Raw genomic sequence first — 26,293 nt, 5'->3', positions numbered from 1 at the left:
GGCTCAGCGTTTGACCAGGTGCACGGCCAGCACGTCGCAAGGGGCGCCATGCAGCACGTCGTTGGCGGTCGAGCCCAATAGCAGGGCCAGGCCGTGGCGGCCATGGCTGCCGACCACGATCAGGTCGCATTCCTGTTCCTTGGCCAGATGGTGGATTTCCTGGCGTGGCTGGCCATAGGTCAGGTGGCTGTATTCCTTGGACAGCTCGGGGTATTTGGTGATGAGGCGATCGAGGCGTTCCTTGGCCTGGTCGAACTGCTGCTGTTGCAATTGGGACAGGTCCATCGGCACGTCGCCGCCGAACGCCATGGCCATCGGCTCGACAATATGCACCAGGGACAATTTGGCGCTGTTGCTGACCGACAGCTCGCGTGCCCGGTGGATAACAGGATCGCACTCTTCGGTTAGATCTACGGCGACCAGAATATGGTGGTAGGGCATGAGGTGCTCCTCCTGAGGATTGCAATAGCTTCAAGTATGGCTGGTTTCAAGCGGATTGGTTCCGACCTGGATCAATCGGCTCATCAAGAATCGGGAGTACAGATATGACGGTCTGGATAGTGGTGTCAATCCTCGCAGTGGTCTTGAGTCCGCTGGCCTGGTTGCGCCCGTCGCGCCGCCAGAGCGGGCAGATCGCCCTGCGCATGGAGGCGCGACGCATGGGGCTGGGCATGCAACTGGCGCCTCAGGAATGGCCGCACTGGATGGATCCGCAGCCTCCAAGCCCCTGTGCGCAATACCATCGGCCGCGGCGCGGTACACAGCCGGCCTGCTGGGCCTACTGGCAAAGTGCGCCGGGCATGTGGGTCAACCAATGGCGGGAAGCCTGTGCGGACCCGGCCTTGCTCGAGCACTTTCGCACGCTGCCGGCCAATGTGTTCAAGGTCGAGGCCGACCGGCAGATGATCGTCTTGTATTGGGGCGAACGTGGCGAAGCCAGTGTTTTGCAAGACATTGCCGCGGTACTCAAGGCGCTGGCGTGAAGCATGACCTGCGCTGCAATGGCCAGGTTGTTGAAAAACAGGCAATAAAAAGCCCGACAGGGTCGGGCGGGGTTGGCCAGGCAGGCCGGTAAATCCTTTCTGATCCCCTGGTTCTGACCGGCGGGGATAGAGTTGTCGCCGATCTTACGCCTGGTTTTCGGCCAGGCATCCATATTTTTGCTCCAGGATTGTGCCAGCGTAGCCGCGAATCGGTTACGGGGGCCACGTATTAGGGCGACTTTTCTAAAGATTGATTCTATGAATGTCCTGAGATGAGCAAGCTTGTTGATGGTGCGTGCCCGTCTGGAATGACTAAGAAGTCGCGTTTTAAACAACCTTTTGGGCGATTGACAATTGTCGGATTTTGCCTGAATGTGGCGTACCCAAATCAAACGGGCGTATGAATTGAGCGTTTGTATTACCAGACGGCTCTTCCAGAATCCCGACTATCGCGTTGGCGGGTGTGCCTGGCGGATTGGCGTAGCATCGATGGAAACGTCGTTGCCGAGTCAGAAGTTAGCGTCCGACGTGTACTGTTCAGCTTCCATATCGTGGAGATCAGTTGATGATTTACGAAGGTAAAGCCATCACGGTTAAGGCTCTTGAAAGTGGCATCGTCGAATTGAATTTCGACCTCAAGGGTGAGTCCGTCAACAAGTTCAACCGTCTTACCCTGAACGAATTGCGTTCGGCCGTAGACGCCATCAAGGCAGATGCGTCGGTCAAGGGTGTGATCGTCAGCAGTGGCAAGGACGTCTTCATCGTCGGCGCCGACATCACCGAATTTGTCGACAACTTCAAGCTGCCGGATGCAGAGCTTGTCGCAGGCAACCTCGAAGCCAACAAGATTTTCAGCGATTTCGAAGACCTCAACGTTCCGACCGTTGCCGCGATCAATGGCATCGCGCTGGGCGGCGGTCTGGAAATGTGCCTGGCAGCTGACTATCGCGTCATGTCCTCCAGCGCCAAGATCGGCCTGCCGGAAGTCAAGCTGGGTATCTACCCGGGCTTCGGCGGTACCGTTCGCCTGCCGCGCATCATCGGTGCCGACAACGCCATCGAATGGATTGCCGCCGGCAAGGAAAACCGTGCCGAGGACGCACTGAAAGTCGGCGCCGTCGACGCTGTCGTTGCCCCGGAAAAACTGCATGAAGCGGCTCTGGCCACCGTCAAGCGCGCCATCTCCGGCGAGTTCGACTACAAGGCCAAGCGTCAGCCGAAGCTAGAAAAGCTCAAGCTCAACGCCATCGAACAGATGATGTCCTTCGAAACCGCCAAGGGTTTTGTCGCCGGCCAGGCTGGCCCGAACTACCCGGCGCCGGTCGAAGCCATCAAGACCATTCAGAAAGCCGCCAACTTCGGTCGTGACAAGGCGCTGGAAGTCGAGGCCGCAGGCTTCGTCAAACTGGCCAAGACCTCTGCTGCGCAGAGCCTGATCGGTCTGTTCCTGAATGATCAGGAGCTGAAGAAAAAGGCCAAGGCCTATGACGAAATCGCCCACGATGTGAAGCAGGCCGCCGTACTGGGTGCCGGCATCATGGGTGGCGGTATCGCCTATCAGTCGGCGTCCAAAGGCACGCCGATCCTGATGAAAGACATCAACGAACACGGTATCGAGCAAGGCCTGGCGGAAGCCGCCAAGCTGCTGGTCGGCCGTGTCGATAAAGGTCGCATGACCGCGGCGAAGATGGCCGAGGTGCTCAACGGCATTCGTCCTACGCTGTCCTACGGTGACTTCGGCCACGTCGACCTGGTGGTCGAAGCGGTCGTCGAGAACCCTAAGGTCAAGCAAGCGGTTCTGGCCGAAGTCGAAGACCAGGTCAAAGAGGACACCATCCTCGCTTCGAACACCTCGACCATTTCCATCAGCCTGCTGGCCAAGGCCCTCAAGCGTCCGGAAAACTTCGTCGGCATGCACTTCTTCAACCCGGTGCACATGATGCCGCTGGTCGAAGTCATCCGTGGCGAGAAGTCCAGCGAGCTGGCCGTGGCCACCACCGTTGCCTACGCCAAGAAAATGGGCAAGAACCCGATCGTGGTCAACGACTGCCCGGGCTTCCTGGTCAACCGCGTGCTGTTCCCGTACTTCGGCGGTTTCGCCAAGCTGGTCAGCGCCGGTGTGGACTTCGTGCGCATCGACAAGGTCATGGAAAAATTCGGCTGGCCAATGGGCCCGGCCTACCTGATGGACGTGGTCGGCATCGACACCGGCCACCACGGTCGTGACGTGATGGCCGAAGGTTTCCCGGATCGCATGAAAGACGATCGCCGTTCGGCTATCGATGTGCTCTACGAAGCCAAGCGTCTGGGCCAGAAGAACGGCAAGGGTTTCTACGCCTACGAGGCCGACAAGAAAGGCAAGCAGAAGAAAGTGGCCGACCCGTCGGTGCTGGAAGTGCTCAAGCCTATCGTGTACGAGCAGCGTGAAGTCACTGACGAGGACATCGTCAACTGGATGATGATCCCGCTGTGCCTGGAAACCGTTCGTTGCCTGGAAGACGGCATCGTCGAGACCGCGGCCGAAGCCGATATGGGCCTGGTGTACGGTATTGGTTTCCCTCCATTCCGTGGCGGTGCGCTGCGCTACATCGACTCGATCGGTGTTGCCGAGTTCGTTGCCCTGGCCGACCAGTACGCCGATCTGGGCGCGCTGTACCACCCGACCGCGAAGCTGCGCGAGATGGCCAAGAACGGCCAGAGCTTCTTCGGTTAAGCGCCCCCTACTAGAGCGAGAGTGAATATATGAGCTTGAATCCTAGAGACGTCGTGATTGTCGACTTCGGTCGTACTCCGATGGGCCGCTCCAAGGGCGGCATGCACCGCAACACCCGCGCCGAAGACATGTCGGCGCACCTGATCAGCAAATTGCTGGAACGCAACTCCAAGGTCGATCCGGCGGAAGTCGAGGACGTGATCTGGGGCTGTGTGAACCAGACCCTGGAGCAGGGCTGGAACATCGCGCGCATGGCGTCGCTGATGACCCAGATCCCGCACACCTCGGCCGGCCAGACCGTCAGCCGCCTGTGTGGCTCGTCGATGAGCGCGCTGCACACCGCCGCCCAGGCAATCATGACCGGCAACGGTGACGTATTCGTGGTTGGCGGCGTCGAGCATATGGGCCACGTGAGCATGATGCACGGTGTCGACCCGAACCCGCACATGTCCCTGTACGCGGCGAAAGCCTCGGGCATGATGGGCCTGACCGCCGAGATGCTCGGCAAGATGCACGGCATCACTCGTGAACAGCAGGACGCCTTTGGAGTGCGTTCCCATCAGCTCGCCCACAAGGCGACGGTGGAAGGCAAGTTCAAGGACGAGATCATCCCGATGCAGGGTTACGACGAGAACGGTTTCCTGAAACTGTTCGACTACGACGAAACCATTCGCCCCGAGACCACCCTGGAAAGCCTGGCGGCCCTCAAGCCGGCCTTCAATCCGAAGGGCGGTACCGTGACTGCCGGTACTTCGTCGCAGATCACCGACGGTGCTTCGTGCATGATCGTGATGTCGGCGCAGCGTGCCCAGGACCTGGGCATCCAGCCGCTGGCGGTGATCCGCTCGATGGCGGTGGCGGGTGTGGATCCGGCGATCATGGGCTATGGTCCAGTACCGGCCACGCAGAAAGCACTGAAGCGCGCGGGCCTGGGAATTGCCGATATCGACTTCTTCGAGCTCAACGAAGCTTTCGCGGCGCAGGCTCTGCCAGTGCTGAAAGATTTGAAAGTGCTCGACAAGATGGACGAGAAGGTTAACCTGCACGGCGGCGCGATCGCCCTGGGTCACCCGTTCGGTTGTTCCGGTGCGCGTATCTCCGGCACCTTGCTCAATGTCATGAAGCAGAATGGCGGCACCTTTGGCGTGTCCACCATGTGCATTGGCCTCGGTCAGGGTATTGCCACTGTCTTCGAACGCGTTTAAGCGTTGTGTTGATGGAAGCCGGGGCCCAGTGCCCCGGTTTTTGTTTTTCTGAAGATTTATTATTTTTTATTTTGCGCGAGGGCCAGAACATGCAATTACAACCCGGGCTCTATCAGCATTACAAGGGACCGCAGTACCGCGTTTTCAGCGTGGCGCGGCATTCCGAGACGGAAGAGGAAGTGGTGTTCTATCAAGCCCTGTATGGCGATTACGGCTTTTGGGTGCGCCCCTTGAGCATGTTCCTGGAGTCGGTCGAAGTTGACGGCGAGCAGGTGCCACGCTTTGCTTTGGTGCAGGCCGAACCCAGTCTTTTTTCACGGCCATGAGCCGAGGTCGCGCAGAACCCTGCGCTTGACCTCACCTTGTTGCCACTATATATAGCGGTGCCGCGTCAGGCGCCAACCGCCTCTCACTTCTCGAATTCAGGAATTTTCCGATCCATGGGCAAATCGCTGGTCATTGTGGAATCCCCGGCTAAGGCCAAGACCATCAACAAGTACTTGGGTAACCAATACGTGGTGAAGTCGAGTATCGGCCATATCCGAGACCTGCCCACCAGTGGTTCGGCGAGCGCCGCCAAAGAGCCTGCCGCCAAGCGAGGCAAGGCGGCTGCTGGTGAAGCACCGGCGCTGTCGGCCAAGGAGAAGGCGCGCAAGCAGCTGGTCTCGCGCATGGGAGTCGATCCGGACCACGGCTGGAAAGCCAAGTACGAGATCCTTCCAGGCAAGGAAAAAGTCATCGAAGAGCTGCGCCGGCTCGCCAAGGATGCCGACACCATCTATCTCGCAACGGACTTGGACCGCGAAGGGGAGGCCATTGCCTGGCACCTGCGGGAAGCCATTGGTGGGGATGACAGCCGCTACAAGCGCGTGGTGTTCAACGAAATCACCAAGAAGGCGATCCAGGAAGCCTTCTCCCAGCCGGGCGAGCTGGATATCGATCGGGTCAACGCCCAGCAGGCGCGTCGCTTCCTCGACCGCGTGGTGGGTTACATGGTTTCGCCGCTGCTGTGGGCCAAAATTGCCCGTGGCCTGTCTGCCGGTCGTGTGCAATCGGTGGCGGTGAAGCTGGTGGTGGAGCGCGAGCGCGAAATCCGTGCTTTCATCCCTGAAGAGTACTGGGAAGTTCATGCCGACCTCGGCACCGCCAAGGGCGCCAATGTGCGCTTCGAAGTGGCCCGTGAAAACGGCGAGGCCTTCAAGCCGCTGAACGAAGCCCAGGCCATGGCGGCGCTGGAGAAGCTCAAGGCTTCGACCTACACCATCGCCAAGCGCGAAGACAAACCGACCAGCAGCAAGCCGTCGGCCCCGTTCATTACTTCTACCCTGCAGCAGGCCGCGAGCAACCGCCTGGGCTTCGGGGTGAAGAAAACCATGATGATGGCCCAGCGTCTGTATGAAGCCGGTTACATCACTTATATGCGTACCGACTCGACCAACCTCTCGGCTGATGCCCTGACGATGGCGCGGACCTATATCGAAGAAGAGTTCGGCAACAAGTACCTGCCGTCCTCGCCGAACTTCTACAGCAGCAAGGAAGGGGCCCAGGAGGCGCACGAAGCGATTCGGCCGTCCGATGTGAATACCCACCCAAGCAAGCTGTCGGGCATGGAACGTGACGCCGAGCGCCTCTACGAGCTGATCTGGCGCCAGTTCGTGGCCTGCCAGATGCTGCCGGCGCAATACCTGTCGACCACCGTCAGCGTCGCCGCTGGTGGCTTCGAGCTGCGTGCCAAGGGTCGTATCCTCAAGTTCGACGGCTACACCCGTGTCATGCCGCAGATGAGCAAGCCGGGCGACGACGATGTCCTGCCGGACATGGCGCAGGGCGATGTGCTGAAGCTGATCAAGCTCGACCCGAGCCAGCACTTCACCAAGCCGCCGGCGCGTTACTCCGAAGCCAGCCTGGTCAAGGAAATGGAAAAGCGTGGCATCGGTCGTCCTTCGACCTACGCGGCGATCATTTCCACCATCCAGGACCGTGGCTACGTGGCGCTGCACAACCGTCGTTTCTATTCGGAAAAGATGGGCGACATCGTCACCGAGCGTCTGTCCGAGAGTTTCTCCAACCTGATGGACTACGGCTTCACTGCCGGCATGGAAGAGCACCTCGATGACGTGGCCCAGGGCGAGCGCGACTGGAAAAACGTCCTCGACGAGTTCTACGGCGACTTCAAGAAGAAGCTCGAAGTGGCCGAAGGCAGCGACAGCGGCATGCGCGCCAACCAGCCGGTGATGACCGATATCCCGTGCCTGACTTGTGGTCGTCCGATGCAGATTCGTACGGCGTCCACCGGTGTGTTCCTCGGTTGTTCGGGTTACAGCCTGCCACCGAAAGAACGCTGCAAGGCGACGGTCAACCTGGTGCCGGGCGACGAGATCGCCGCAGACGACGAGGGTGAATCCGAGTCGCTGGTACTGCGCGGCAAGCACCGTTGCCCGATCTGCAGCACGGCGATGGACGCCTATCTGCTGGACGAGAAACGCAAGTTGCACATCTGCGGTAACAACCCGGATTGCGCGGGCTACGAGATCGAAGAGGGCAGCTACCGCATCAAGGGCTACGAAGGTCCGAGCCTGGAGTGCGACAAGTGCGGCAGCGAGATGCAGCTCAAGACCGGTCGTTTCGGCAAGTTCTTCGGCTGCACCAATCCGACCTGCAAGAACACCCGCAAGCTGCTCAAGAGCGGTGACGCGGCGCCACCGAAGATGGACCCGGTGAAGATGCCCGAGCTGAAATGCGAGAAGGTCAACGACACCTATATCCTGCGCGACGGGGCTTCGGGTCTGTTCCTGGCAGCCAGCCAGTTCCCGAAAAACCGTGAGACCCGCGCACCGCTGGTGCTCGAGCTGATCCCGCACAAGGACGAGATCGATCCGAAGTATCACTTCCTCTGCGAAGCGCCGAAGAAGGACCCGGAGGGTCGTCCGGCGGTGATCCGCTACAGCCGCAAGACCAAGGAGCAGTACGTGCAGACCGAAGTCGACGGCAAGCCGACCGGCTGGCGTGCGTTCTACGACGGTGGTAGCTGGAAAGTCGAAGACAAGCGTTAAGGTCCGCATCGGACGCTTCTGACAGGCCGCGTAAACTTCTAAGGGTACGCGGCCTTTCTTTTTGGGCTTGCGGTGGGCTGGAGTGTTCCACGACACTGTACGGCCAGCCCGCTGTTATCTATTCGTTGTGGAGATTGCTGTCATGGCCCACGAACTCTATACCCGTACCAACCAGAAAATTTACTTCGCCGGCCTGTCGCTGGAAGCCTTGGCGCGAGCCGAAGCGGGCGGGGCAATGAATGCTCAGGCGCTGGTGCAGGCCGGGCGAGAATCGGTGTTGTTTCATCTGTACGGCGCGCTGCTTGGCTTGTGTCACGAGATTGCTGGCTTCTATCGCCTCCCGCAGGCCAATGCGCCTCGCGCGGAGCTGCTGCTGACCCGCGAGGTGCTGGAAAGCATCGCCATCCCCGAGCTGGCCGAGTTGGTGGAGCTGGCCCATAACCCGGAAACCTGGCTGGCGAAGCTGCTGGCTGCCCATTCGGCGATGTTCCAGCCACCGCGGGTACCGCATAAACCCAAGGGCGATGTCACCCAGCCGCTGATCGTCGCAGTGAACCTCGATGAAGAAGAGCAGGCGCCGGAGCTGAGCCGGGAAGAGCTGGAGCAATGGCGTCAGAACCTCAAGGCTTTGGCTATACGCTTCCGTGACGGTCTGAATGAGTGTTGAGCTGCGGTACGACTCACCATTCAAGGATGAGTAGGCGTTCAACAGCGACGTCCAGATGCTCCCAAGCTCGATGGTCAGCGCGCCATCAACAAGAAACAGGTCATTACGCGGTTTTTCCGCTTAGGAAGCCGTTGCCAGTTCTGATTGCAAATCGAATTTCTGTGACAAATGCCTGCTCGTAACCCCGGGCAAATAAAGAAAACCGCTTGGGCCCGCGCGAGGTCGGGGTGATGACTGATATAATCCCGGCCTTTCGTGGAGAACAGACCTTTATGCCAACGTCCTTTCTAGAAATTGTCGAATTGCCAGACGGTCGTATCGAGCTGCGCAGGGCTGAGGACGAGGGTTCTCTGGTCACTCTGGACTTTTCAGAGGATGCCAAAGCCTTCTTGCAAGGCCAGCATGTCGAGGTGGCCAAGGCCATGTTGAGCGTGGGTGTGCAGATGGCGGGTCGCCTGGTTGAAGGCGAATTGGAGAAAGAAGAGGGACCACGGATTCTTCACTGAGTCCGTTTGTCGGTTTTTTTGCTGTCGTTCGTCGCCTCCTTTCGGCTTCTCAATCCTGGAGAAGCCTTGTGTCATTCAAGCGTGTCCATCGACGCTTCTAGCGGTCAGCCCAGACGAATATTCAGGCTTTGTGCGTCGCCCGTGCGGGCTGCGCTGATAAGTTGCTGACGGGCGCTGCTGTTCAATGGATTGAGCCAGCTGACGACGGTGTGGCTGCGTCCCAGGCGCAGAGCCTCGCAAGCCAGTTGTTGCGCGCTTTGGGCGCCGCGCGGGTGCAGCAGCAGGATCCGTTCGCGGTTCAGGCCGGCATCCCGCAACCAGGCCTGGGTCAGGCTTGCCGGCGGGGCAATCAATGTCAGCCAGCGCGCGTCCTGGTCCTGGCTCAGTTCCCTGAGGATAGGCGCGAGCAGGCTCAGGCAATTCCCGGCGGCACCGCGTAACGACAGTTCACTGAAGGCTTCCGGTTCGTTGCTCCAGGGCGATTCGACTACCTCTTTGAGGATAGGCGCCAGAGGCTGGGCCATGAAGGCTTCGAACAGCGGCAGTTGTGCATGCTGTGGTGTGTGAGGGAACTGCATAGAGCCTCCTTTAGCGGCGAATGACGCCGACACTCAAGCCTTCGATCACCAGGTCCTGATCTTTCAGGTTGACTTCGATAGGGGCGAACTCAGGGTTTTCGGCAATCAGCCAGACTTTGCTGCCTTCGCGCTTGAAGCGTTTCACGGTGACTTCGTCGCCAATGCGGGCGACGACGACCTGGCCATTGCGGGCCTCGCGAGTGGTGTGCACGGCCAGCAGGTCGCCATCGAAGATGCCGATGTCCTTCATGCTCATGCCGTGAACCCGCAGCAGGTAGTCCGCGCGTGGATGGAAGAAGGCCGGGTTGATATTGCAGGACTCTTCGATGTGCTGCTCGGCGAGGATCGGCGCGCCGGCGGCAACCCGGCCGATGATGGGCAGGCTGGAGTCGTCGGGCTTGGCTTCGAACCCCGGGATGCGAATGCCGCGGGAGGCGCCTGGAGTCATTTCGATCGCACCCTTGCGGGCCAGCGCCTTGAGGTGTTCTTCGGCGGCGTTGGGCGACTTGAAACCCAGTTCCTGGGCGATTTCCGCGCGGGTCGGTGGGTAGCCGTTGTCTTCGAGGCAACGTTTGATAAAAGCCAGAATCTCAGCTTGGCGTGGCGTCAGTTTTAGCATATCGATCGCTCTGTCTTTTTATACAGTGACTGGAATTATATACAGTGAATGGCGCTTGGCAATCCTCCTTTTTCCAGTCGCCGCTGGACGGTCGGGTCGCCGCTGCGCATGCCTGGTGTCGCGTGGCTGGCTACAGGACGCGGCAGGTATGGTTAAATAGCTGACTGACCGGCCGCAAAACGGACAGGCAGGCTTGACAAGACTGGGGCTGAAACGTATGTTTCAAACAAGTGTTTGTCAGGCGGAGTAGCCATGGCCCAGTCGGAAACCGTTGAACGCATTCTCGATGCTGCCGAGCAGTTGTTCGCGGAAAAAGGTTTTGCCGAAACCTCATTGCGGCTGATCACCAGCAAGGCCGGGGTCAACCTGGCGGCGGTGAATTATCATTTCGGTTCCAAGAAGGCCCTGATCCAGGCAGTGTTCTCGCGCTTCCTCGGGCCGTTCTGCATCAGCCTCGACCGTGAGCTGGAGCGGCGTTCGGCCAAGCCGGACAGCAAGCCAAGCCTCGAAGAGCTGCTGGAAATCCTCGTCGAGCAGGCCCTGGTGGTCCAGCCTCGCAGCGGCAACGATCTGTCCATCTTCATGCGTCTTCTGGGCCTGGCCTTCAGCCAGAGCCAGGGGCACCTGCGGCGTTATCTGGAAGACATGTACGGCAAGGTCTTCCGCCGCTACATGCTGCTGGTCAACGAAGCTGCGCCGCGCATCCCTCCGATCGAACTGTTCTGGCGTGTGCACTTCATGCTCGGAGCGGCGGCGTTCAGCATGTCGGGGATCAAGGCGTTGCGGGCGATTGCCGAGACCGACTTCGGGGTCAATACCTCGATCGAGCAGGTAATGCGCCTGATGGTGCCATTCCTCGCGGCCGGCATGCGCGCTGAAACCGGCGTCACCGACGATGCCATGGCTGCGGCGCAACTCAAGCCGCGCAGCAAATCGACTCCGGCGGTCGCCAAGGCCTGACCGTCCGGGTGGGCGCGGCAGCTTACATCCGCTAAGCTAGCCGCCCATGTCGACTCTCGTTTCCTACCTCCTTTCACATCTTTCGCCGATCGTCGCTTGCCGGGCTTTGCCGTCGGCAATGGATTCGTGCGTCCGCGCCACGCCAGCACCTTCTGCGATGCCGTGTGCGCACTTCGTTACTAAGGAATTGCTATGACCACAGGCCTGCAAGGCTCCTTGATGGTGGATGTCGCCGGTACCTGGCTGACAGCTGAAGATCGCCAGCTCCTGCGCCAGCCCGAAGTGGGTGGGTTGATCATCTTTGCCCGCAATATCGAGCATCCGCGGCAGGTGCGTGAGCTGAGCGCGTCCATTCGGGCAATTCGCCCGGACCTGCTGCTGGCGGTGGACCAGGAGGGCGGTCGCGTGCAGCGCCTGCGCCAGGGCTTCGTGCGGCTGCCGGCCATGCGTGCCATCGCCGACAACCCGAATGCCGAATACCTGGCCGAGCAGTGCGGCTGGATCATGGCCACCGAAGTGCTGGCCGTCGGCCTGGACCTGAGCTTCGCGCCGGTGCTGGACCTCGATCATCAGCGCAGTGCCGTGGTGGGCACCCGCTCCTTCGAGGGCGACCCCGAGCGCGCCGCGTTGTTGGCGGGCGCCTTTATCCGTGGCATGAACAGCGCCGGCATGGCGGCCACGGGCAAGCATTTCCCTGGTCACGGCTGGGCCGAGGCGGACTCCCACGTGGCGATCCCCAACGACGAGCGCAGCCTCGACGAGATTCGCGCCAAGGACCTGGTGCCTTTCGCGCGCCTGAGCAAGCAATTGGCGGCGGTGATGCCGGCCCACGTTATCTACCCTCAGGTCGATGCCCAGCCGGCCGGGTTCTCCCGCCGTTGGCTGCAAGAGATCCTGCGCGGTGAATTGCAATTCGACGGCGTCATCTTCAGTGACGACCTGTCGATGGCCGGTGCGCACGTGGTTGGCGATGCCGCGAGCCGGATCGAAGCGGCGCTGTCGGCCGGTTGCGACATGGGCCTGGTGTGTAACGACCGGGCGGCGGCCGAGCTGGCCTTGAGCGCGGCCCAGCGTCTGAAAGTGACACCGTCGGCGCGTATTGCGCGGATGCGCGGCCAGGCGTTCGCTTGCACCGACTATCGCCAGGATCCGCGCTGGCTGGCGGCGCTCGGCGCACTCAAGGATGCCCAGCTGATCGATTAAGGACTTTTGCGATGACGGTTTACGCGATTATCGGCGGTACCGGCCTGACCCGGCTCGAAGGCTTGAGCATTCACCAATCCTTGCCCCTGGACACGCCTTATGGCGCTCCGTCGGCGGATATCCAGAAGGGTGAATACGCCGGGCGCGAGGTGTTGTTTCTGGCGCGCCACGGTCATCCGCATCGCTTGCCGCCGCATCAGGTGAACTATCGGGCCAACCTCTGGGCGTTGAAGCAGGCTGGCGCCGAGGCGGTCCTGGCGGTCAATGCGGTGGGTGGCATTCATCCGGCGATGGGCTCCGGGCATTTCTGCGTGCCGCATCAACTGATCGACTACACCAGCGGTCGCGAGCACACCTACTTTGCCGACGACCTGGAGCAGGTCACCCACATCGACTTCAGCTATCCCTACAGCGAGTCGCTGCGCCAGCAGTTGATTGTCGCGCTGGAGGCCGAAGGCTGTGAATTCAGCAGCCAGGGTGTGTACGCCTGCACCCAGGGCCCGCGCCTGGAGACCGTGGCGGAGATCGCCCGCCTGGAGCGTGACGGCTGCGACATCGTCGGCATGACCGGCATGCCGGAAGCGGCGCTGGCCCGTGAGCTGGAGCTGGACTACGCCTGCCTGGCGCTGGTGGTGAACCCGGCGGCGGGCAAGTCCGCTGCGGTGATTACCATGGCCGAGATCGAACAGGCATTGCAGGGCGGCATGGGCAAGGTGAAGTCGACGCTGGCGCGGGTCCTCGCGGCAAACCTGTAGCCGCTGGTAAAGGCTGCGATCGAGCGCGTAGCGCTCGCAAAACCTGAATCCGCGTATTCACGCCTGCTGCGCAGCCGATCACAGGCTGCGCCAGCGGCTACAGATCAGCGTCCGCCTTTCTTGTCGGGCAGCGGGGCGAAGAGGGCTTCGATGTCTTCGCTCTGCAGCTTCCAGTCGCCGGCCTTGCGCCCATCCAGCACGCCCGCCGCCAGGTCGGACTTCTCCTGTTGCAGGTGCTGGATTTTCTCTTCCACCGTGCCGCGGGCAATCAACTTGTAGACGAACACTGGCTTCTCCTGGCCGATCCGATAGGCGCGGTCGGTGGCCTGGTTTTCCGTGGCCGGGTTCCACCAGGGGTCGTAGTGGATCACGGTGTCGGCCTCGGTCAGGTTGAGGCCGACGCCGCCGGCTTTCAGGCTGATCAGGAAGATTTGCAGCTTGCCGCTCTGGAAGTCCCTGACCGGCGTGCGGCGATCGCGGGTCTGCCCGGTCAGCAGGGCGTAGGCGACGTTGCGCCGTTTCAGCTCGGCCTCGATCAGGCTCAGCATCGAGGTGAATTGCGAGAACAGCAGGATGCGCCGGCCCTCGTCGAACAGCTCCTCGAGCATTTCCATCAGACTGTCGAGCTTGCCGGAGGAACTGCCTCGCGTAGGCACCGCATCCTCGTTGACCAGGCGCAGGTCGCAACACACCTGGCGCAGTTTCAGCAGCGCTTCAAGAATGATGATCTGGCTGCGGGCCACACCCTTGCGGGTGATCTCGTCGCGGACTTTCTTGTCCATGGCCAGGCGCATGGTTTCGTACACATCGCGCTGGGCTTCATTGAGTTCCACCCAATGGATGATCTCGGTCTTGGGCGGCAGCTCGGTGGCCACCTGTTCCTTGGTGCGGCGCAGCAGGAAGGGCTTGATCCGTCCATTGAGGTGCTGCAGGCGCACTTCGCTGGCGTGCTTTTCGATCGGCACGCGGTAGTCGCGATTGAAGCTCTTCACGTCTCCCAGCCAGCCGGGCAGCAGGAAGTGGAACAGCGACCACAGCTCGCCCAGGTGATTCTCCAGGGGCGTGCCGCTCAGGCACAGGCGCTGCCGGGCGTTGAGCGCGCGCGCGGCCTGGGCCGCCTTGCTCGACGGGTTCTTGATGTATTGCGCCTCATCCAGCACCAGGACATGCAGGGGCAGGGCGGCGAGCTGCTCGACATCCTTGGGCAGCAGCGCGTAGGTGGTGAGGATCAGGTCGTAGTCGGCCAGTCGGGCGAAGTGCTTCTTGCGGCCAGCGCCATACAGGGCCAGGACCCTGAGCTGCGGCGTGAAGTGCGCCGCCTCGTCGAGCCAGTTGGGGATCAGGCTGGTGGGCATCACCACCATGCACGGCCGGTCCAGGCGCCCGGCGTTTTTTTCGCTGAGCACGTGGGCCAGGGTCTGCAGGGTTTTGCCCAGGCCCATGTCGTCGGCCAGGATGCCGCCGACTTCCAGCTGGCGCAGGGACTGCATCCAACTCAGGCCTTCGAGTTGATAGGGGCGCAAGGTGGCGTTCAGGCCTTCTGGCGCGGGGGCCGAGTAATCCTTGATATCCCGCAGCCGTTGGGCGAAGGAGCGGATATGTTCGCCGCCCTCCCAGAGCAGGGGCAGGTCTTCCAACGGATTGAGGCGGGTCGCGTCGGCACTGCTCAGGCGCAATGTAGTTTCGCCGGGCTCCTGCAGATAGAACTCACCGAGGGTGGCCAGCACCGGCTTCAGCCGGCCGTAGGGCAGCGCCACTTGCAGGGGACCGTTGGGCGAGTTGGGACGCCCGGGAATATTTACCAGGATCAGTTCGTCATCCCGGCGTTTGGCCAGGCGTTCCGGGTTGAGGATTTCGGTGTGGGAGCGCATCAGGTTGAGCAGGATCGGCAGCAGGCTCAGGCGCTCGCCGTTGACGATGATGCCCAGTTCCAGGTCGAACCAGTCGCGCCCCGGCGCTTCGTCCACCGTGGCGTACCAGTCGTCCACGGCGGTCAGGTCGAAGCCGAAGTCGTCGTCGATCTGCAGCTCCCAGCCCTGGGTGCGCAGCTTGGGCAATTCGTTGAGGGTGAAGGTCAGCCAGGCGCTGTCGTTGACCATTTCATACAGCTCGCCAGCGCTTTCCGGCAGGGCCTTGCTCTGCCGGGTGGCGATCTTGAAACCCAAGGCCCGCAACTGTTCGCGATAGCGTTGTTCGACTTCCGGCTGGCGCTTGATGCGCAGGGTCTGGTGTTCCTGGCGAATCAGCACGTCGGCGTTTTTCTGCCCGCTGACGTATTCCTCCAGGTAGCTGAACGACAGCGCGGCACGGTGCTGGATGTAGCGCTGCATCTTGCCGTTGCGCGGTTCGAAGGCGCTGAACTCGATGCTGGCCAGCCACAGCCGGGGTATTGGCTGCACGTTGTCGACGATCTGTTGCGGCAGCGGGGCGGGGCTGCGGTTTTCCAGCACGGCCTGGAGTTTTTCCAGCAGCTCGGCGTCTTTCGCTGCTGCCGGGTAGGCCAGGGTTTCCTCGATTTTCAGCAGCACCGCGGCGATGTGTTTGCAATTGCTGCGCACCGGGCAGGTGCAGGAGGCTTCGACCATCAGCAAGGTGTTCTTGGCCGACTCGCGCAGGCTGATGGTCTGTCGATAGACGTTGCCCCCCGAACCTTCGCAACTGGCGGTGATGACGCTGTCGCCGGCCTGGACGATCCTGACGCGGTTCTCCAGGGCGTAGCGGCGGCCACGCTCCAGGGCTTGTTCCTTGAATCGGCTGACCCAGGAAGGCGCCAGGGGTTTGGTCAGGGTCGGGGGCATAGGGACTTCTGTCAGTCCACGATTTCAGGAGGCGCCTCGCGCGGCGCGGGGGCCGACAGCGAGGTGATCTTGATCAGCAGGGCCAGGTGACCGTTGTCGAGGTAGTTGAGCTGGCCGTTCTTGGTGTGGCTTTCCTGCTTCAGGCGTTCGCTGGCGGTCACCAGGCCATTGCTGTCGATCTGGTTGACCCAGAACTGCGCATCCACATCGGTGAAGCGCCCGAGCTTGAGGGTCAGGGTGCCCTCGATCGGGAACTGGCCGAACTGTTCCTGGCCCTCGCTGACGGCGATTTTCACCGGGTTTTCGTCCAGCGCCTGCTGCCAGGCCTTGTGCATCAGCACGCTGTAGTCGCCGCTGGCGGTGAGTTTCTCGACCACGCTGCCCAGCGCCGGGGTGCGCTGGCTGTCGGCGCCCAGGTGTTGGGCGCCAGCGGCCCAGTCTTCGGGGGCGGCGCGGCTGACGATGGCGGGAACCGCGTTCTGCCGGACCAGAATCATTTCGACCTGATACATGTCGGCAAACGCCGAGGGAGCGACCAGGGTCAGGAGCAAGGTCAGTGAGCGAAACAGGCGCATGGGGCGTCCTTCAAGCAGTTTTCGGGGTGAGGCGCTCGAACAGCGCCTCCAATGTGTTGAAGCGTTCTTCCGGGCGTTCCATCGGCACCATGAATTTGAACAGCGTGGCGCCTTCAAATTTGTAGCGATTGGGTTGGCCCTGGATGAGTTTGATCAATGCCAGCGGATCCACCGGGGTATCGGCGGCGAACTCGAGACGACCGCCTTGCGGGCCGCCGTCGACCTTCTTGATGCCCAGTTGCTCGGCCTGCAGTTTCAGCAGGGTCAGGCGCACCAGGTTCTTGGTCGGTTCCGGCAACAGGCCGAAGCGGTCGATCATCTCCACTTGCAGGTCTTTCAGGCCGTCCTCGTCGGTGGCCGAGGCAATGCGCTTGTAGAGGATCAGCCGCGCGTGCACATCCGGCAGGTAGTCTTCGGGAATCAGCGCCGGCAGGCGCAGGTTGATTTCCGGACCGCCGCCCAGCGGCTGGTCGAGGTTCGGCTGCTCGCCCTTGCGGATGGCTTTCACCGCGCGCTCGAGCATTTCCATATAAAGGGTGAAGCCTACCGCCTGGATCTGGCCGCTTTGGCCATCGCCCAGCAGTTCGCCGGCGCCGCGGATTTCCAGGTCGTTGGTGGCGAGCACGAAGCCGGCCCCCAGGTCCTGGGTATTGGCGATCGCCTCCAGGCGCTTTTCCGCGTCCGGGGTGATCTGCTGGCGCGCTGGCGTCAGCAGGTAGGCGTAGGCCTGGTGGTGGCTGCGACCGACCCGGCCGCGCAACTGGTGCAGCTGGGCCAGGCCGAACTTGTCGGCGCGCTCGATGATGATGGTGTTGGCGCTCGGTACGTCGATGCCGGTCTCGATGATGGTCGAGGCGATCAGCACGTTGAAGCGCTTGTGGTAGAAGTCGCTCATCACCTGTTCGAGTTCGCGTTCGCGCATCTGCCCGTGGCCGATGCCGATGCGCGCTTCCGGCACCAGTTCGGCGAGGTCGGCGGCGCATTTCTCGATGGTCTTCACATCGTTGTGCAGGTAGTAGACCTGGCCGCCGCGCAGCAGCTCGCGCAGCAGGGCCTCTTTGACCGTGCTCTTGTTCTGCTCCATGACGAAAGTGCGCACCGACAGGCGTCGGGCTGGCGGCGTGGCGATGATCGACAGGTCGCGCATGCCCGAGACCGCCATGTTCAGCGTGCGCGGAATCGGCGTGGCGGTCAGGGTCAGGATGTCGACTTCGCTGCGCAGGGCCTTGAGCTGCTCTTTCTGGCGCACGCCGAAACGGTGTTCTTCGTCGATGATCACCAGCCCGAGGTTCTTGATCTTCACATCGTCCTGCAACAGCTTGTGGGTGCCGATGACGATGTCGATCTTGCCTTCGGCCAGGTCGGCCACCGCGGCATTCACTTCCTTGGCGGACTTGAAGCGGCTCATCACTTCCACGGTCACCGGCCAGTCGGCGAAGCGATCGCGGAAGCTGTTGTAGTGCTGCTGGGCGAGCAGGGTGGTGGGCACCAGGATCGCCACTTGCTTGCCACCGTGCACGGCGATGAAGGCCGCGCGCATCGCCACTTCGGTCTTGCCGAAGCCAACGTCGCCGCAGACCAGGCGATCCATCGGCTTGGCCGCGAGCATGTCCTCGCGCACCGCTTCGATGGTGGTTTGCTGGTCGGGGGTTTCTTCGAACGGGAAGCCGGCGCTGAAAGTGGCGTAGTCGGCTTTCGGGTCGGCGAAGGCATAACCTTCGCGGGCCGCGCGGCGAGCGTAGATGTCCAGCAGCTCGGCGGCGACATCGCGCACCTGCTCGGCGGCCTTGCGCTTGGCCTTCTGCCAGGTTTCCGAACCCAGGCGGTGCAGCGGCGCCAGGGCGTCATCGCTACCGGTGTAGCGGGCGATCAGGTGCAGGTTGGCCACCGGCACATAGAGCTTGGCGCCCTCGGCGTATTCCAGGGTGAGGAATTCGGCGGCCTGGTTGTCGATTTCCAGGGTGGCCAGGCCCAGGTAGCGGCCCACGCCATGATCGATATGCACCACCGGCGCGCCTTCGCGCAGCTCGGTGAGGTTCTTGATCACTGCATCGTTGTTGGCATCGGCGCGTTTTTCCCGGCGCCGGCGCTGCATCACGCGCTGGCCGAACAGCGGGCTTTCGGCCACCAGCGCCAGGGCTGGATCGTCCAGCAGCAAGCCTTCGTCCAGCGGCGCGATGGTGATCGCCAGGCGGTCCTTGCCGGCAACGAAGTCCGGCCAGCTGTCGACGGTCTTTGGCCGCAGCTTCAGGCGCTCCAGCAACTCCAGCAGTACCTCGCGGCGCCCGGCGGATTCGGCGGTGAACAGCACGCGTCCGGAGAACTCGTCGAGGAAGTTCGCCAGGGCCGCCAGCGGCTGGTTGGCCTTGGCTTCGATGGCGAGGTTGGGCAGGGTCTGCGCCGGGAAGCGCTCGCGGCCGCCACCGGCCTCGATGTCCTGCTGGCTGGCGACTACCCGCGGCCAGCTTTTCAGGCGGGCGAAGCAGTCTTCCACCGGTAGGAACAATTCGGCGGGCGGCAATAAAGGACGGGACGGATCGACGCGGCGTTCTTCGTAACGGTTGCGCACGTCGTTCCAGAAGTTCTCGGCCGCCTGTTCGATGCCTGGCAGGGAGAACACCTGGGTGTCCTGGGGCAGGTAGTCGAACAGGGTCGAGGTGTCTTCGAAGAACAGTGGCAGGTAATACTCGATGCCGGCCGGGGTGATTCCGCTGCTCAGGTCCTGGAAGATCGGGCAGCGGCGGAAGTCGACGTCGAAGCGCTCGCGGAAACGGGCCTTGAAGCGGGTGACGGCTTCTTTCTGCAGCGGGAATTCCTTCGCCGGCAGCAGGCGTACCGAATCGACCTTGTCGATGGAGCGCTGGTTTTCCGGATCGAAGGTGCGCAGGGTCTCGATTTCATCGTCGAACAGGTCGATGCGATAAGGCAGTTTGCTGCCCATCGGGAACAGGTCGATCAAGGCGCCGCGCACCGCGAACTCGCCGTGCTCGTACACCGTATCGACACAGCGATAGCCGCTGGCTTCCAGGCGGGTACGCATCTGTTCGACATCCAGCTTCTGGCCGATGTCCAGCACCAGGCTGCTGCCGAGCAGGAACTTGGTCGGCGCCAGGCGATGCAGGGCGGTGGTGATCGGCACCACCAGCACACCGTGCTCCAGCTCCGGCAGCCGGTACAGGCTGGCGATCCGCTGGGAGATGATGTCCTGGTGCGGCGAGAACAGGTCGTAGGGCAGGGTTTCCCAGTCCGGGAAATGCAGCACGGGCAAATCCGGGGCGAAGAAACTCAGCTCCTGCTCCAGCCGTTCGGCACTTTGGCTGTCAGCGGTCAGCAGCAGGGTGAAGCGCTTGGCGGCGCTGGCAGCCTCGGCAATGGCCAGGCTGAGGGCGGCACCGGGCAGATTGCCCCAGTGCTGTTTGCCGGCGGCGGCAGGGAGTTGCGGTAGACGCAGAACGGGCACGGAAGGTTGAGCTCCAGCGTTGCGACAAAGTCGGTAATTGTAGCGGTCCGGCATACCGGCTGTCAGTTGCTGATGTGTCTATTACGTGGTTGCGGAAAATGTAGTGGTTATGACAAAAAAACGCGTTTTTTGGCAGGAAATGTAGTGCCGAATTGGGGCGGTGTTACGGAGGGTTACAGACAACGCTGGGTTGCCGCGCAAAATGAGGCCTTTCTGAAACCCGCGTATTTACTGGGCTGGAGCGGGGCGTGATTTTTCCGGATGAGGTTTTGTTACGTTCTGCGCGACAGGCGCGCATTGCTACGCAGGGGACTCGGCTGCATAATGTAGCCCCTTTTTTCAGCCCCTACATGTGGAAGGTTCCCGTGACTCAGAAGCCCGACCAGTGTCTTGGTGAATGGATCGACCGTGAAGCGCTCGCAGAAGCGATGATTCCGCTTATCGGTCAGCTCTACCGCAATAACAATGTGGTGAGTTCGATCTATGGCCGCAGCCTGATCAACCAGTCTGTCATCGCGATTCTCAAAGCTCACCGCTTTGCTCGCCATCGTTCTTCCGACGATAGCGAACTCTCCGTCCACGAAACATTCCCACTGCTCAAGGCCATGAGCGAGCTCAAGCTCGGCGCTGCCTCGGTGGACCTGGGCAAGTTGGCGTTCAAATTCCGCAACGAAGGCAATGGCCGCACCGCCGAGCAATTCGTTCGCGAAGAGCTGGCTGACGTGGTTGGCCAGCAAAACGCTTCGCCCCGCAAAGGCACCGACGTGGTCCTGTACGGCTTCGGTCGTATCGGCCGTCTGCTGGCGCGCATCCTGATCGAGAAAACCGGTGGCGGCGACGGCCTGCGCCTGCGTGCCATCGTGGTGCGCAAAGGCGCCGAGAACGACCTGACCAAGCGCGCCAGCCTGCTGCGTCGCGACTCGGTACACGGTTCGTTCAACGGCACCATCACCATCGACGAAGCCAACAACACCATCACCGCCAACGGCAACCTGATCCAGGTTATCTACGCGAAGAACCCGACCGAGGTGGACTACACCCAGTACGGCATCAAAGACGCGCTGCTGGTGGACAACACCGGTGTATGGCGTGACGCCGATGGCCTGGGCCAGCACCTGGCCTGCCCGGGTATCGACCGCGTCGTTCTGACCGCGCCTGGCAAAGGCAAGCTGAAGAACATCGTTCACGGTATCAACCACACCGACATCACCGCTGACGACAAGATTGTTTCCGCCGCTTCCTGCACCACCAACGCCATCGTGCCGGTGCTCAAGGCCGTGAACGACAAGTTCGGCATCGTCAACGGGCACGTCGAAACCGTTCACTCGTACACCAACGACCAGAACCTGATCGACAACTTCCACAAGGGCGATCGTCGTGGCCGTAGCGCCGCGTTGAACATGGTGATCACCGAGACCGGTGCTGCTACCGCTGCTGCCAAGGCCCTGCCTGAGCTGGCCGGCAAGCTGACCGGTAACGCGATCCGCGTTCCGACGCCAAACGTGTCGATGGCCATTCTCAACCTGAACCTCGAGAAAGCCGCAACCCGTGAAGAGATGAACGAGTACCTGCGCTACATGGCGCTGCACTCCGATCTGCACAAGCAAATCGACTTCGTCAATTCCCAGGAAGTGGTTTCCACCGACTTCGTTGGCTCGCGCCACGCCGGTGTGGTGGACGCTGAAGCGACCATCACCCAGGACAACCGCGTTGTGCTGTACGTCTGGTACGACAACGAATTCGGCTACAGCTGCCAGGTGGTTCGTGTGATGGAAGACATGGCTGGTGTGAACCCGCCTGCGTTCCCGCGCTAAACCTTAGCCGCACATGAAAACGCCCCGACTTGTCGGGGCGTTTTTGTTTGTGGCGTTTGCTTGCGATGCGCTTGTATCTGCTCGGGCGTTATCGCGGGCAAGCCTCGCTCCTACAGAAGCGTTGGGCGCGCTCGCGATAACGTCCTGTCAGGCGCCATCGGCTATCGCTGCCTGTGCGCTGCGCAGTTCGTGGCGATTGCCGCGGAACAGCACCAGGGTCGCGATCAGGCCCAGCACCGCTGCGCCGCTGAGCCAGATACCCGGCGCCGCCTTGTTGTCCAGCACATGGATCAGGTAGGTGCAGGCTGCCGGCGTGAAGCCGCCAAAGGTGGCGGTCGCCAGGCTGTAGGCCAGGGAGAAGCCGGTGGTGCGTACTTCAACCGGCATGATCTCGGTGAGGGCTACCACCATGGCGCCGTTGTACGAGCCATAGAGGAAGGACAGCCACAACTCGACGATCAGCAGGTGGCTGAAACTCGGGTTGGCCACCAGCCAGGACAGTGCCGGGTACGCCGTCAGGATTGCCAGGACGGTCGCCGCCAGCAGCAGCGGCTTGCGCCCGACCTTGTCCGAGACGGCGCCCATCACCGGCAGCCAGAAGAAGTTCGACAGGCCGATGCACACGGTGACCAGCAGCGCGTCCAGGTCCGACAGCTGCAGCTCGGCCTTGCCGAAGGTCGGGGTGTAGGCGGTGATCAGGTAGAAGGACACGGTGGTCATCACCACCAGCGCCATGCCGGCCAGGACGATGCCGAAGTTCTGGCCAATGGAGCGGATGATTTCCTGCAGGGTAGGGCGGTGCTTGCGTGCCTGGAACTCCGGGGTTTCTTCCAGCGAGCGACGGATCATGAAGATCGCCGGCACTATCATGCAGCCCACCAGGAACGGTACGCGCCAGCCCCAGTCGCCCATTTGCTCCGGGCTCAGCCAGTGATTCAGGCCCACACCCAGCAGGCCGGCGAATACCACGGCGGCCTGTTGGCTCGCCGATTGCCAGCTGACGAAGAAGCCCTTGCGACCCGGGGTGGAGATTTCCGCCAGGTAAACCGAGACGCCACCCAGCTCCACTCCGGCAGAGAAACCCTGCAGCAAGCGGCCGAGCAGCACCAGCAACGGCGCAGCGACGCCGAGGGTGGCATAACCCGGGACGCAGGCGATCAGTACTGTGCCCGCGGCCATGAGCAGCAGGGTGATGATCAGGCCCCGGCGGCGGCCATGGCGGTCGATATAGGCACCGAGAAAGATCGCGCCCAGCGGGCGCATCAGGAAGCCGGCGCCGAAGGTCGCCAGCGACAGCATCAGTGACGCGAAAGCACTGTCGGCAGGGAAGAAGGTCTTGGCGATGGCCGTGGCGTAGAAGCCGTAGACCATGAAGTCGAACATCTCCAGAAAGTTGCCGCTGACAACGCGAAAGATCGCCTTGCCTTTGCCCGTGGTCGTGGACATTTTATTCACTCACTTTGGCTATTTTGTTAGCGATCCCTGGTCGTTACCCGTCCTGGTTGCACGGTCTGGGGCGGCTAAGCCGCAGGTCAGACAGTTTGTAACAATATGTGTATGAGTCTGCCGAGGCAACAAAAACTCTTAGCTTGCTTGCTAAGTAGATGGAAGGCTTGGGATTTATTGCCAGCCAACTCGCTGAATAAACCCGCAAGAGCGAGCTTGCGATGAGCTGGGTTCGGCCTGGATCAAATCCGCGCTGGCTGCCGCATAATGGCCCGCCCTGATCGGCGACTGCCGAGAGGGAAATCGAGTGTCGGGAGGCGAAGTCTTGTTGGTTGGATCTTGGGTGCGAGGATGGCTTCCTGTCGTTTTGCTCATGGCCCTGGCTGGATGTGATCGGGGCGATTCGCTGGAAAGCTTCGGCGGCCCGACCATGGGCAGTACCTACTCGATCAAGTACGTGAGGCGGGCAGGCCTGGCCGCGCCGAATGAGGTGCAGGCCCAGGTCGAGCAGATACTCGCGCAGATCGACCGGCAGATGTCGACCTATCGCAGCGACTCGGACATCGAACGCTTCAACGATCTGCCGGCCAACAGCTGCCAGGCGATGCCGGCGGCGGTCCTGCGCTTGGTCGAGGTGGGCCAGCAGTTATCGCGGGACAGCCAGGGCTCCTTCGATCTGACGGTCGAGCCGTTGCTCAACCTCTGGGGCTTCGGCCCGCAGGGGCGCGGAGAGGCGGTGCCCAGTGATGAGGCGCTGGCGCAAGCGCGGCAGCGGGTCGGCTATACCCATCTGCGTATCGAGGGCGACCGGCTGTGCAAGGACGCCGCGGTCGAGGTGGATTTCAACAGCATCGCCGCCGGTTATGCGGTGGACCGGATTGCCGCCAGGCTCGCGGAAATGGGCATCGACAGTTACCTGGTCGAAGCCACGGGCGAACTCAAGGCGGTCGGCAGGAAACCCGACGGTTCGGCATGGCGCATCGCCCTGGAGGAGCCGCGGGACGACCGACAGGTTGCCGAGCGGGTCATCGCCGTCGATGGTTATGGGGTTTCGACTTCCGGCGACTACCGCAATTATTTCCAGCGCGACGGGCAGCGTTACTCCCACACCTTCGACGCCCGCACCGGCAGACCTGTCGAGCATGGGCTGGCCTCGGTCACGGTGATCCATCCCGCGGCTGTGATGGCCGATGGGTTATCGACCCTGTTGCTGATCCTCGGTCCCGAGCGCGGCTGGGATTACGCAGAAAAACACGATATCGCCGCATTTTTTGTGATTCGCGCCGATACAGGCTTCGTCACACGCAGCAACCGCGCGTTTGATCGCCTGTTTGCCGGACAAAAGCAGTAATCTTGCGCAGCGCCGCGGCGCGATGTCGCAGGCAAAAGTAGCCGGCGACGCGACCAAGGGTTAATGTGCGCGGCGTTGACGCTTCTATAGACTGTGCCCGGGTTCGTAACCGAGCCAAATTGATCCTTCATGCCGCTGGCCGCGACATGATTTAGCCGCAGGCGCCACATCGGGTGCCGCGGCCTGTTCTGAGGAGTACGCATGGCTGTCTACAACTACGACGTAGTGGTGCTGGGTTCAGGCCCCGCTGGAGAAGGTGCGGCAATGAACGCCGCGAAAGCAGGACGCAAGGTAGCGATGGTCGATAGCCGTCGCCAGGTCGGCGGTAACTGCACCCACCTGGGCACCATCCCGTCCAAGGCCTTGCGTCACTCGGTCCGGCAGATCATGCAGTTCAACACCAACCCGATGTTCCGGGCCATTGGCGAGCCGCGCTGGTTCTCGTTCCCCGACGTACTGAAAAGCGCCGAGAAGGTCATCTCCAAGCAGGTCGCCTCGCGCACCGGCTACTACGCGCGTAACCGGGTCGACGTGTTCTTCGGCACCGGCAGCTTCGCCGACGAGCAGACCATCGAAGTGGTCTGCGCCAACGGTGTGGTCGAGAAGCTGGTGGCCAAGCACATCATCATCGCCACCGGCTCGCGCCCGTATCGCCCGGCCGATATCGATTTCCACCACCCGCGTATCTACGATAGCGACACCATCCTCAGCCTCGGCCACACCCCGCGCAAACTCATCGTTTACGGCGCCGGCGTGATCGGCTGTGAATATGCGTCGATCTTCAGTGGCCTGGGGGTGCTGGTCGAGCTGGTGGACAACCGCGGCCAGTTGCTGAGCTTCCTGGATTCCGAGATCTCCCAGGCGCTGAGCTACCACTTCAGTAACAACAACATCACCGTGCGCCACAACGAGGAATACGACCGCGTCGAAGGCCTCGACAACGGCGTGATCCTGCACCTCAAGTCGGGCAAGAAGATCAAGGCCGACGCCTTGCTCTGGTGCAATGGCCGGACCGGCAACACCGACCGGCTGGGTATGGAAAACATCGGGGTCAAGGTCAACAGCCGTGGCCAGATCGAAGTGGACGAGAACTACCGCACCTGTGTGCCGAACATCTACGGCGCCGGTGACGTGATCGGCTGGCCGAGCCTGGCCAGTGCCGCCCATGACCAGGGTCGTTCGGCTGCCGGCAGCATCGTCGACAACGGCAGCTGGCGCTTCGTCAACGATGTACCGACCGGGATCTACACCATTCCGGAGATCAGCTCGATCGGCAAGAACGAGCAGGAACTGACCCAGGCCAAGGTGCCGTACGAAGTGGGCAAGGCCTTCTTCAAGAGCATGGCCCGCGCGCAGATCGCCGGTGAGCCGCAAGGCATGCTGAAGATCCTGTTCCACCGCGAAACCCTGGAAGTCCTGGGCGTGCACTGCTTCGGCTACCAGGCTTCGGAGATCGTGCATATCGGCCAGGCGATCATGAACCAGCCGGGTGAGCTCAATACCCTGAAGTACTTCGTCAACACCACGTTCAACTACCCGACCATGGCCGAAGCCTATCGGGTCGCAGCTTACGACGGCCTCAACCGGCTTTTTTGAGCGACTCCGGC

Annotated in this window: 20 protein-coding genes; 13 read left to right on the top strand and 7 right to left on the bottom strand. The window is 61.8% G+C overall.

Annotation, left to right across the window (positions count from 1 at the left end; all coding sequences use genetic code 11):
• Window positions 1-3: 3 nt before the first annotated feature.
• On the bottom strand, window positions 4-441 hold the full coding sequence (locus J4D28_RS06210) for a universal stress protein (protein WP_007921319.1): 438 nt from the start codon (window positions 439-441) through the stop codon (window positions 4-6).
• 104 nt (window positions 442-545) lie between these two features.
• Between J4D28_RS06210 and J4D28_RS06205 the strand changes: the two genes are divergently transcribed.
• The 7 genes from J4D28_RS06205 to J4D28_RS06175 all read left to right on the top strand — a co-directional run bounded on the left by J4D28_RS06205 (window position 546) and on the right by J4D28_RS06175 (window position 9,127).
• Window positions 546-983, top strand: a complete 438-nt coding sequence (locus J4D28_RS06205; protein ID WP_009047960.1) for a hypothetical protein — start codon at window positions 546-548, stop codon at window positions 981-983.
• 565 nt (window positions 984-1,548) lie between these two features.
• Window positions 1,549-3,696 carry a fatty acid oxidation complex subunit alpha FadB gene (gene fadB / locus J4D28_RS06200; protein ID WP_009047961.1) on the top strand — a complete coding sequence of 716 codons (2,148 nt, stop codon included), beginning with the start codon at window positions 1,549-1,551 and terminating at the stop codon, window positions 3,694-3,696.
• Between the two features lie 29 nt (window positions 3,697-3,725).
• Window positions 3,726-4,901, top strand: a complete 1,176-nt coding sequence (fadA, locus tag J4D28_RS06195) for an acetyl-CoA C-acyltransferase FadA (protein ID WP_009047962.1) — start codon at window positions 3,726-3,728, stop codon at window positions 4,899-4,901.
• An 89-nt stretch (window positions 4,902-4,990) separates the two neighbouring features.
• Complete coding sequence (locus tag J4D28_RS06190) at window positions 4,991-5,227, top strand: DUF1653 domain-containing protein (RefSeq protein ID WP_023968538.1); 237 nt, start codon at window positions 4,991-4,993, stop codon at window positions 5,225-5,227.
• Window positions 5,228-5,341: 114 nt separating this feature from the next.
• A complete protein-coding gene (gene topA, locus J4D28_RS06185) occupies window positions 5,342-7,954 on the top strand; it encodes a type I DNA topoisomerase (protein WP_009047964.1) in 2,613 nt (870 codons plus the stop codon).
• A gap of 142 nt (window positions 7,955-8,096) precedes the next feature.
• Window positions 8,097-8,621, top strand: a complete 525-nt coding sequence (locus J4D28_RS06180) for a DUF6586 family protein (RefSeq protein ID WP_009047965.1) — start codon at window positions 8,097-8,099, stop codon at window positions 8,619-8,621.
• A gap of 272 nt (window positions 8,622-8,893) precedes the next feature.
• Entirely contained in the window at window positions 8,894-9,127 is a 234-nt protein-coding gene (locus tag J4D28_RS06175; RefSeq protein WP_009042980.1) for a hypothetical protein, read from the top strand.
• Between the two features lie 104 nt (window positions 9,128-9,231).
• On the opposite strand, the gene sulA is transcribed toward J4D28_RS06175, so the two are convergent.
• Entirely contained in the window at window positions 9,232-9,705 is a 474-nt protein-coding gene (sulA, locus tag J4D28_RS06170) for an SOS-induced cell division inhibitor SulA (RefSeq protein ID WP_007921302.1), read from the bottom strand.
• Between the two features lie 10 nt (window positions 9,706-9,715).
• Window positions 9,716-10,324 (bottom strand): transcriptional repressor LexA, encoded by a 609-nt coding sequence (gene lexA / locus J4D28_RS06165; RefSeq protein ID WP_007921301.1) that lies wholly within the window; start codon window positions 10,322-10,324, stop codon window positions 9,716-9,718.
• A 252-nt stretch (window positions 10,325-10,576) separates the two neighbouring features.
• Between lexA and J4D28_RS06160 the strand changes: the two genes are divergently transcribed.
• The 3 genes from J4D28_RS06160 to J4D28_RS06150 all read left to right on the top strand — a co-directional run bounded on the left by J4D28_RS06160 (window position 10,577) and on the right by J4D28_RS06150 (window position 13,242).
• The gene (locus J4D28_RS06160; protein ID WP_009047966.1) at window positions 10,577-11,284 is read left to right on the top strand and encodes a TetR/AcrR family transcriptional regulator; all 708 of its coding nucleotides are present in this window, start codon (window positions 10,577-10,579) and stop codon (window positions 11,282-11,284) included.
• A gap of 204 nt (window positions 11,285-11,488) precedes the next feature.
• Window positions 11,489-12,487, top strand: a complete 999-nt coding sequence (gene nagZ / locus J4D28_RS06155; RefSeq protein WP_169915215.1) for a beta-N-acetylhexosaminidase — start codon at window positions 11,489-11,491, stop codon at window positions 12,485-12,487.
• 11 nt (window positions 12,488-12,498) lie between these two features.
• The gene (locus tag J4D28_RS06150) at window positions 12,499-13,242 is read left to right on the top strand and encodes an S-methyl-5'-thioinosine phosphorylase (RefSeq protein WP_028682991.1); all 744 of its coding nucleotides are present in this window, start codon (window positions 12,499-12,501) and stop codon (window positions 13,240-13,242) included.
• Between the two features lie 104 nt (window positions 13,243-13,346).
• On the opposite strand, the gene J4D28_RS06145 is transcribed toward J4D28_RS06150, so the two are convergent.
• From J4D28_RS06145 to mfd, 3 genes are read right to left on the bottom strand one after another with little or no spacing between them, the layout of a single operon-like run.
• Window positions 13,347-16,040, bottom strand: coding sequence for a DEAD/DEAH box helicase (locus J4D28_RS06145; protein ID WP_016704940.1), 2,694 nt, complete (start codon window positions 16,038-16,040; stop codon window positions 13,347-13,349).
• Window positions 16,041-16,051: 11 nt separating this feature from the next.
• Window positions 16,052-16,615, bottom strand: a complete 564-nt coding sequence (locus J4D28_RS06140) for a CsiV family protein (RefSeq protein ID WP_009047970.1) — start codon at window positions 16,613-16,615, stop codon at window positions 16,052-16,054.
• 10 nt (window positions 16,616-16,625) lie between these two features.
• Window positions 16,626-20,075 (bottom strand): transcription-repair coupling factor, encoded by a 3,450-nt coding sequence (mfd, locus tag J4D28_RS06135; protein WP_009047971.1) that lies wholly within the window; start codon window positions 20,073-20,075, stop codon window positions 16,626-16,628.
• Between the two features lie 350 nt (window positions 20,076-20,425).
• Here mfd and J4D28_RS06130 point away from each other — a divergent pair, with 350 nt between their 5' ends.
• Window positions 20,426-21,889 carry a glyceraldehyde-3-phosphate dehydrogenase gene (locus J4D28_RS06130; protein ID WP_016704937.1) on the top strand — a complete coding sequence of 488 codons (1,464 nt, stop codon included), beginning with the start codon at window positions 20,426-20,428 and terminating at the stop codon, window positions 21,887-21,889.
• A gap of 147 nt (window positions 21,890-22,036) precedes the next feature.
• On the opposite strand, the gene J4D28_RS06125 is transcribed toward J4D28_RS06130, so the two are convergent.
• Window positions 22,037-23,335, bottom strand: coding sequence for an MFS transporter (locus J4D28_RS06125; RefSeq protein WP_009047973.1), 1,299 nt, complete (start codon window positions 23,333-23,335; stop codon window positions 22,037-22,039).
• Between the two features lie 373 nt (window positions 23,336-23,708).
• Here J4D28_RS06125 and J4D28_RS06120 point away from each other — a divergent pair, with 373 nt between their 5' ends.
• Both J4D28_RS06120 and sthA read left to right on the top strand, forming a co-directional pair.
• On the top strand, window positions 23,709-24,686 hold the full coding sequence (locus J4D28_RS06120) for an FAD:protein FMN transferase (RefSeq protein WP_103330845.1): 978 nt from the start codon (window positions 23,709-23,711) through the stop codon (window positions 24,684-24,686).
• 201 nt (window positions 24,687-24,887) lie between these two features.
• A complete protein-coding gene (sthA, locus tag J4D28_RS06115; RefSeq protein ID WP_007926939.1) occupies window positions 24,888-26,282 on the top strand; it encodes a Si-specific NAD(P)(+) transhydrogenase in 1,395 nt (464 codons plus the stop codon).
• Window positions 26,283-26,293: the final 11 nt, after the last annotated feature.

Origin of the sequence: Pseudomonas sp. GW531-T4 (assembly GCF_017349615.1) — a bacterium.
GTDB lineage: Bacteria > Pseudomonadota > Gammaproteobacteria > Pseudomonadales > Pseudomonadaceae > Aquipseudomonas > Aquipseudomonas chlororaphis_I.
This window is presented reverse-complemented; position numbering and strand designations above follow the sequence as displayed.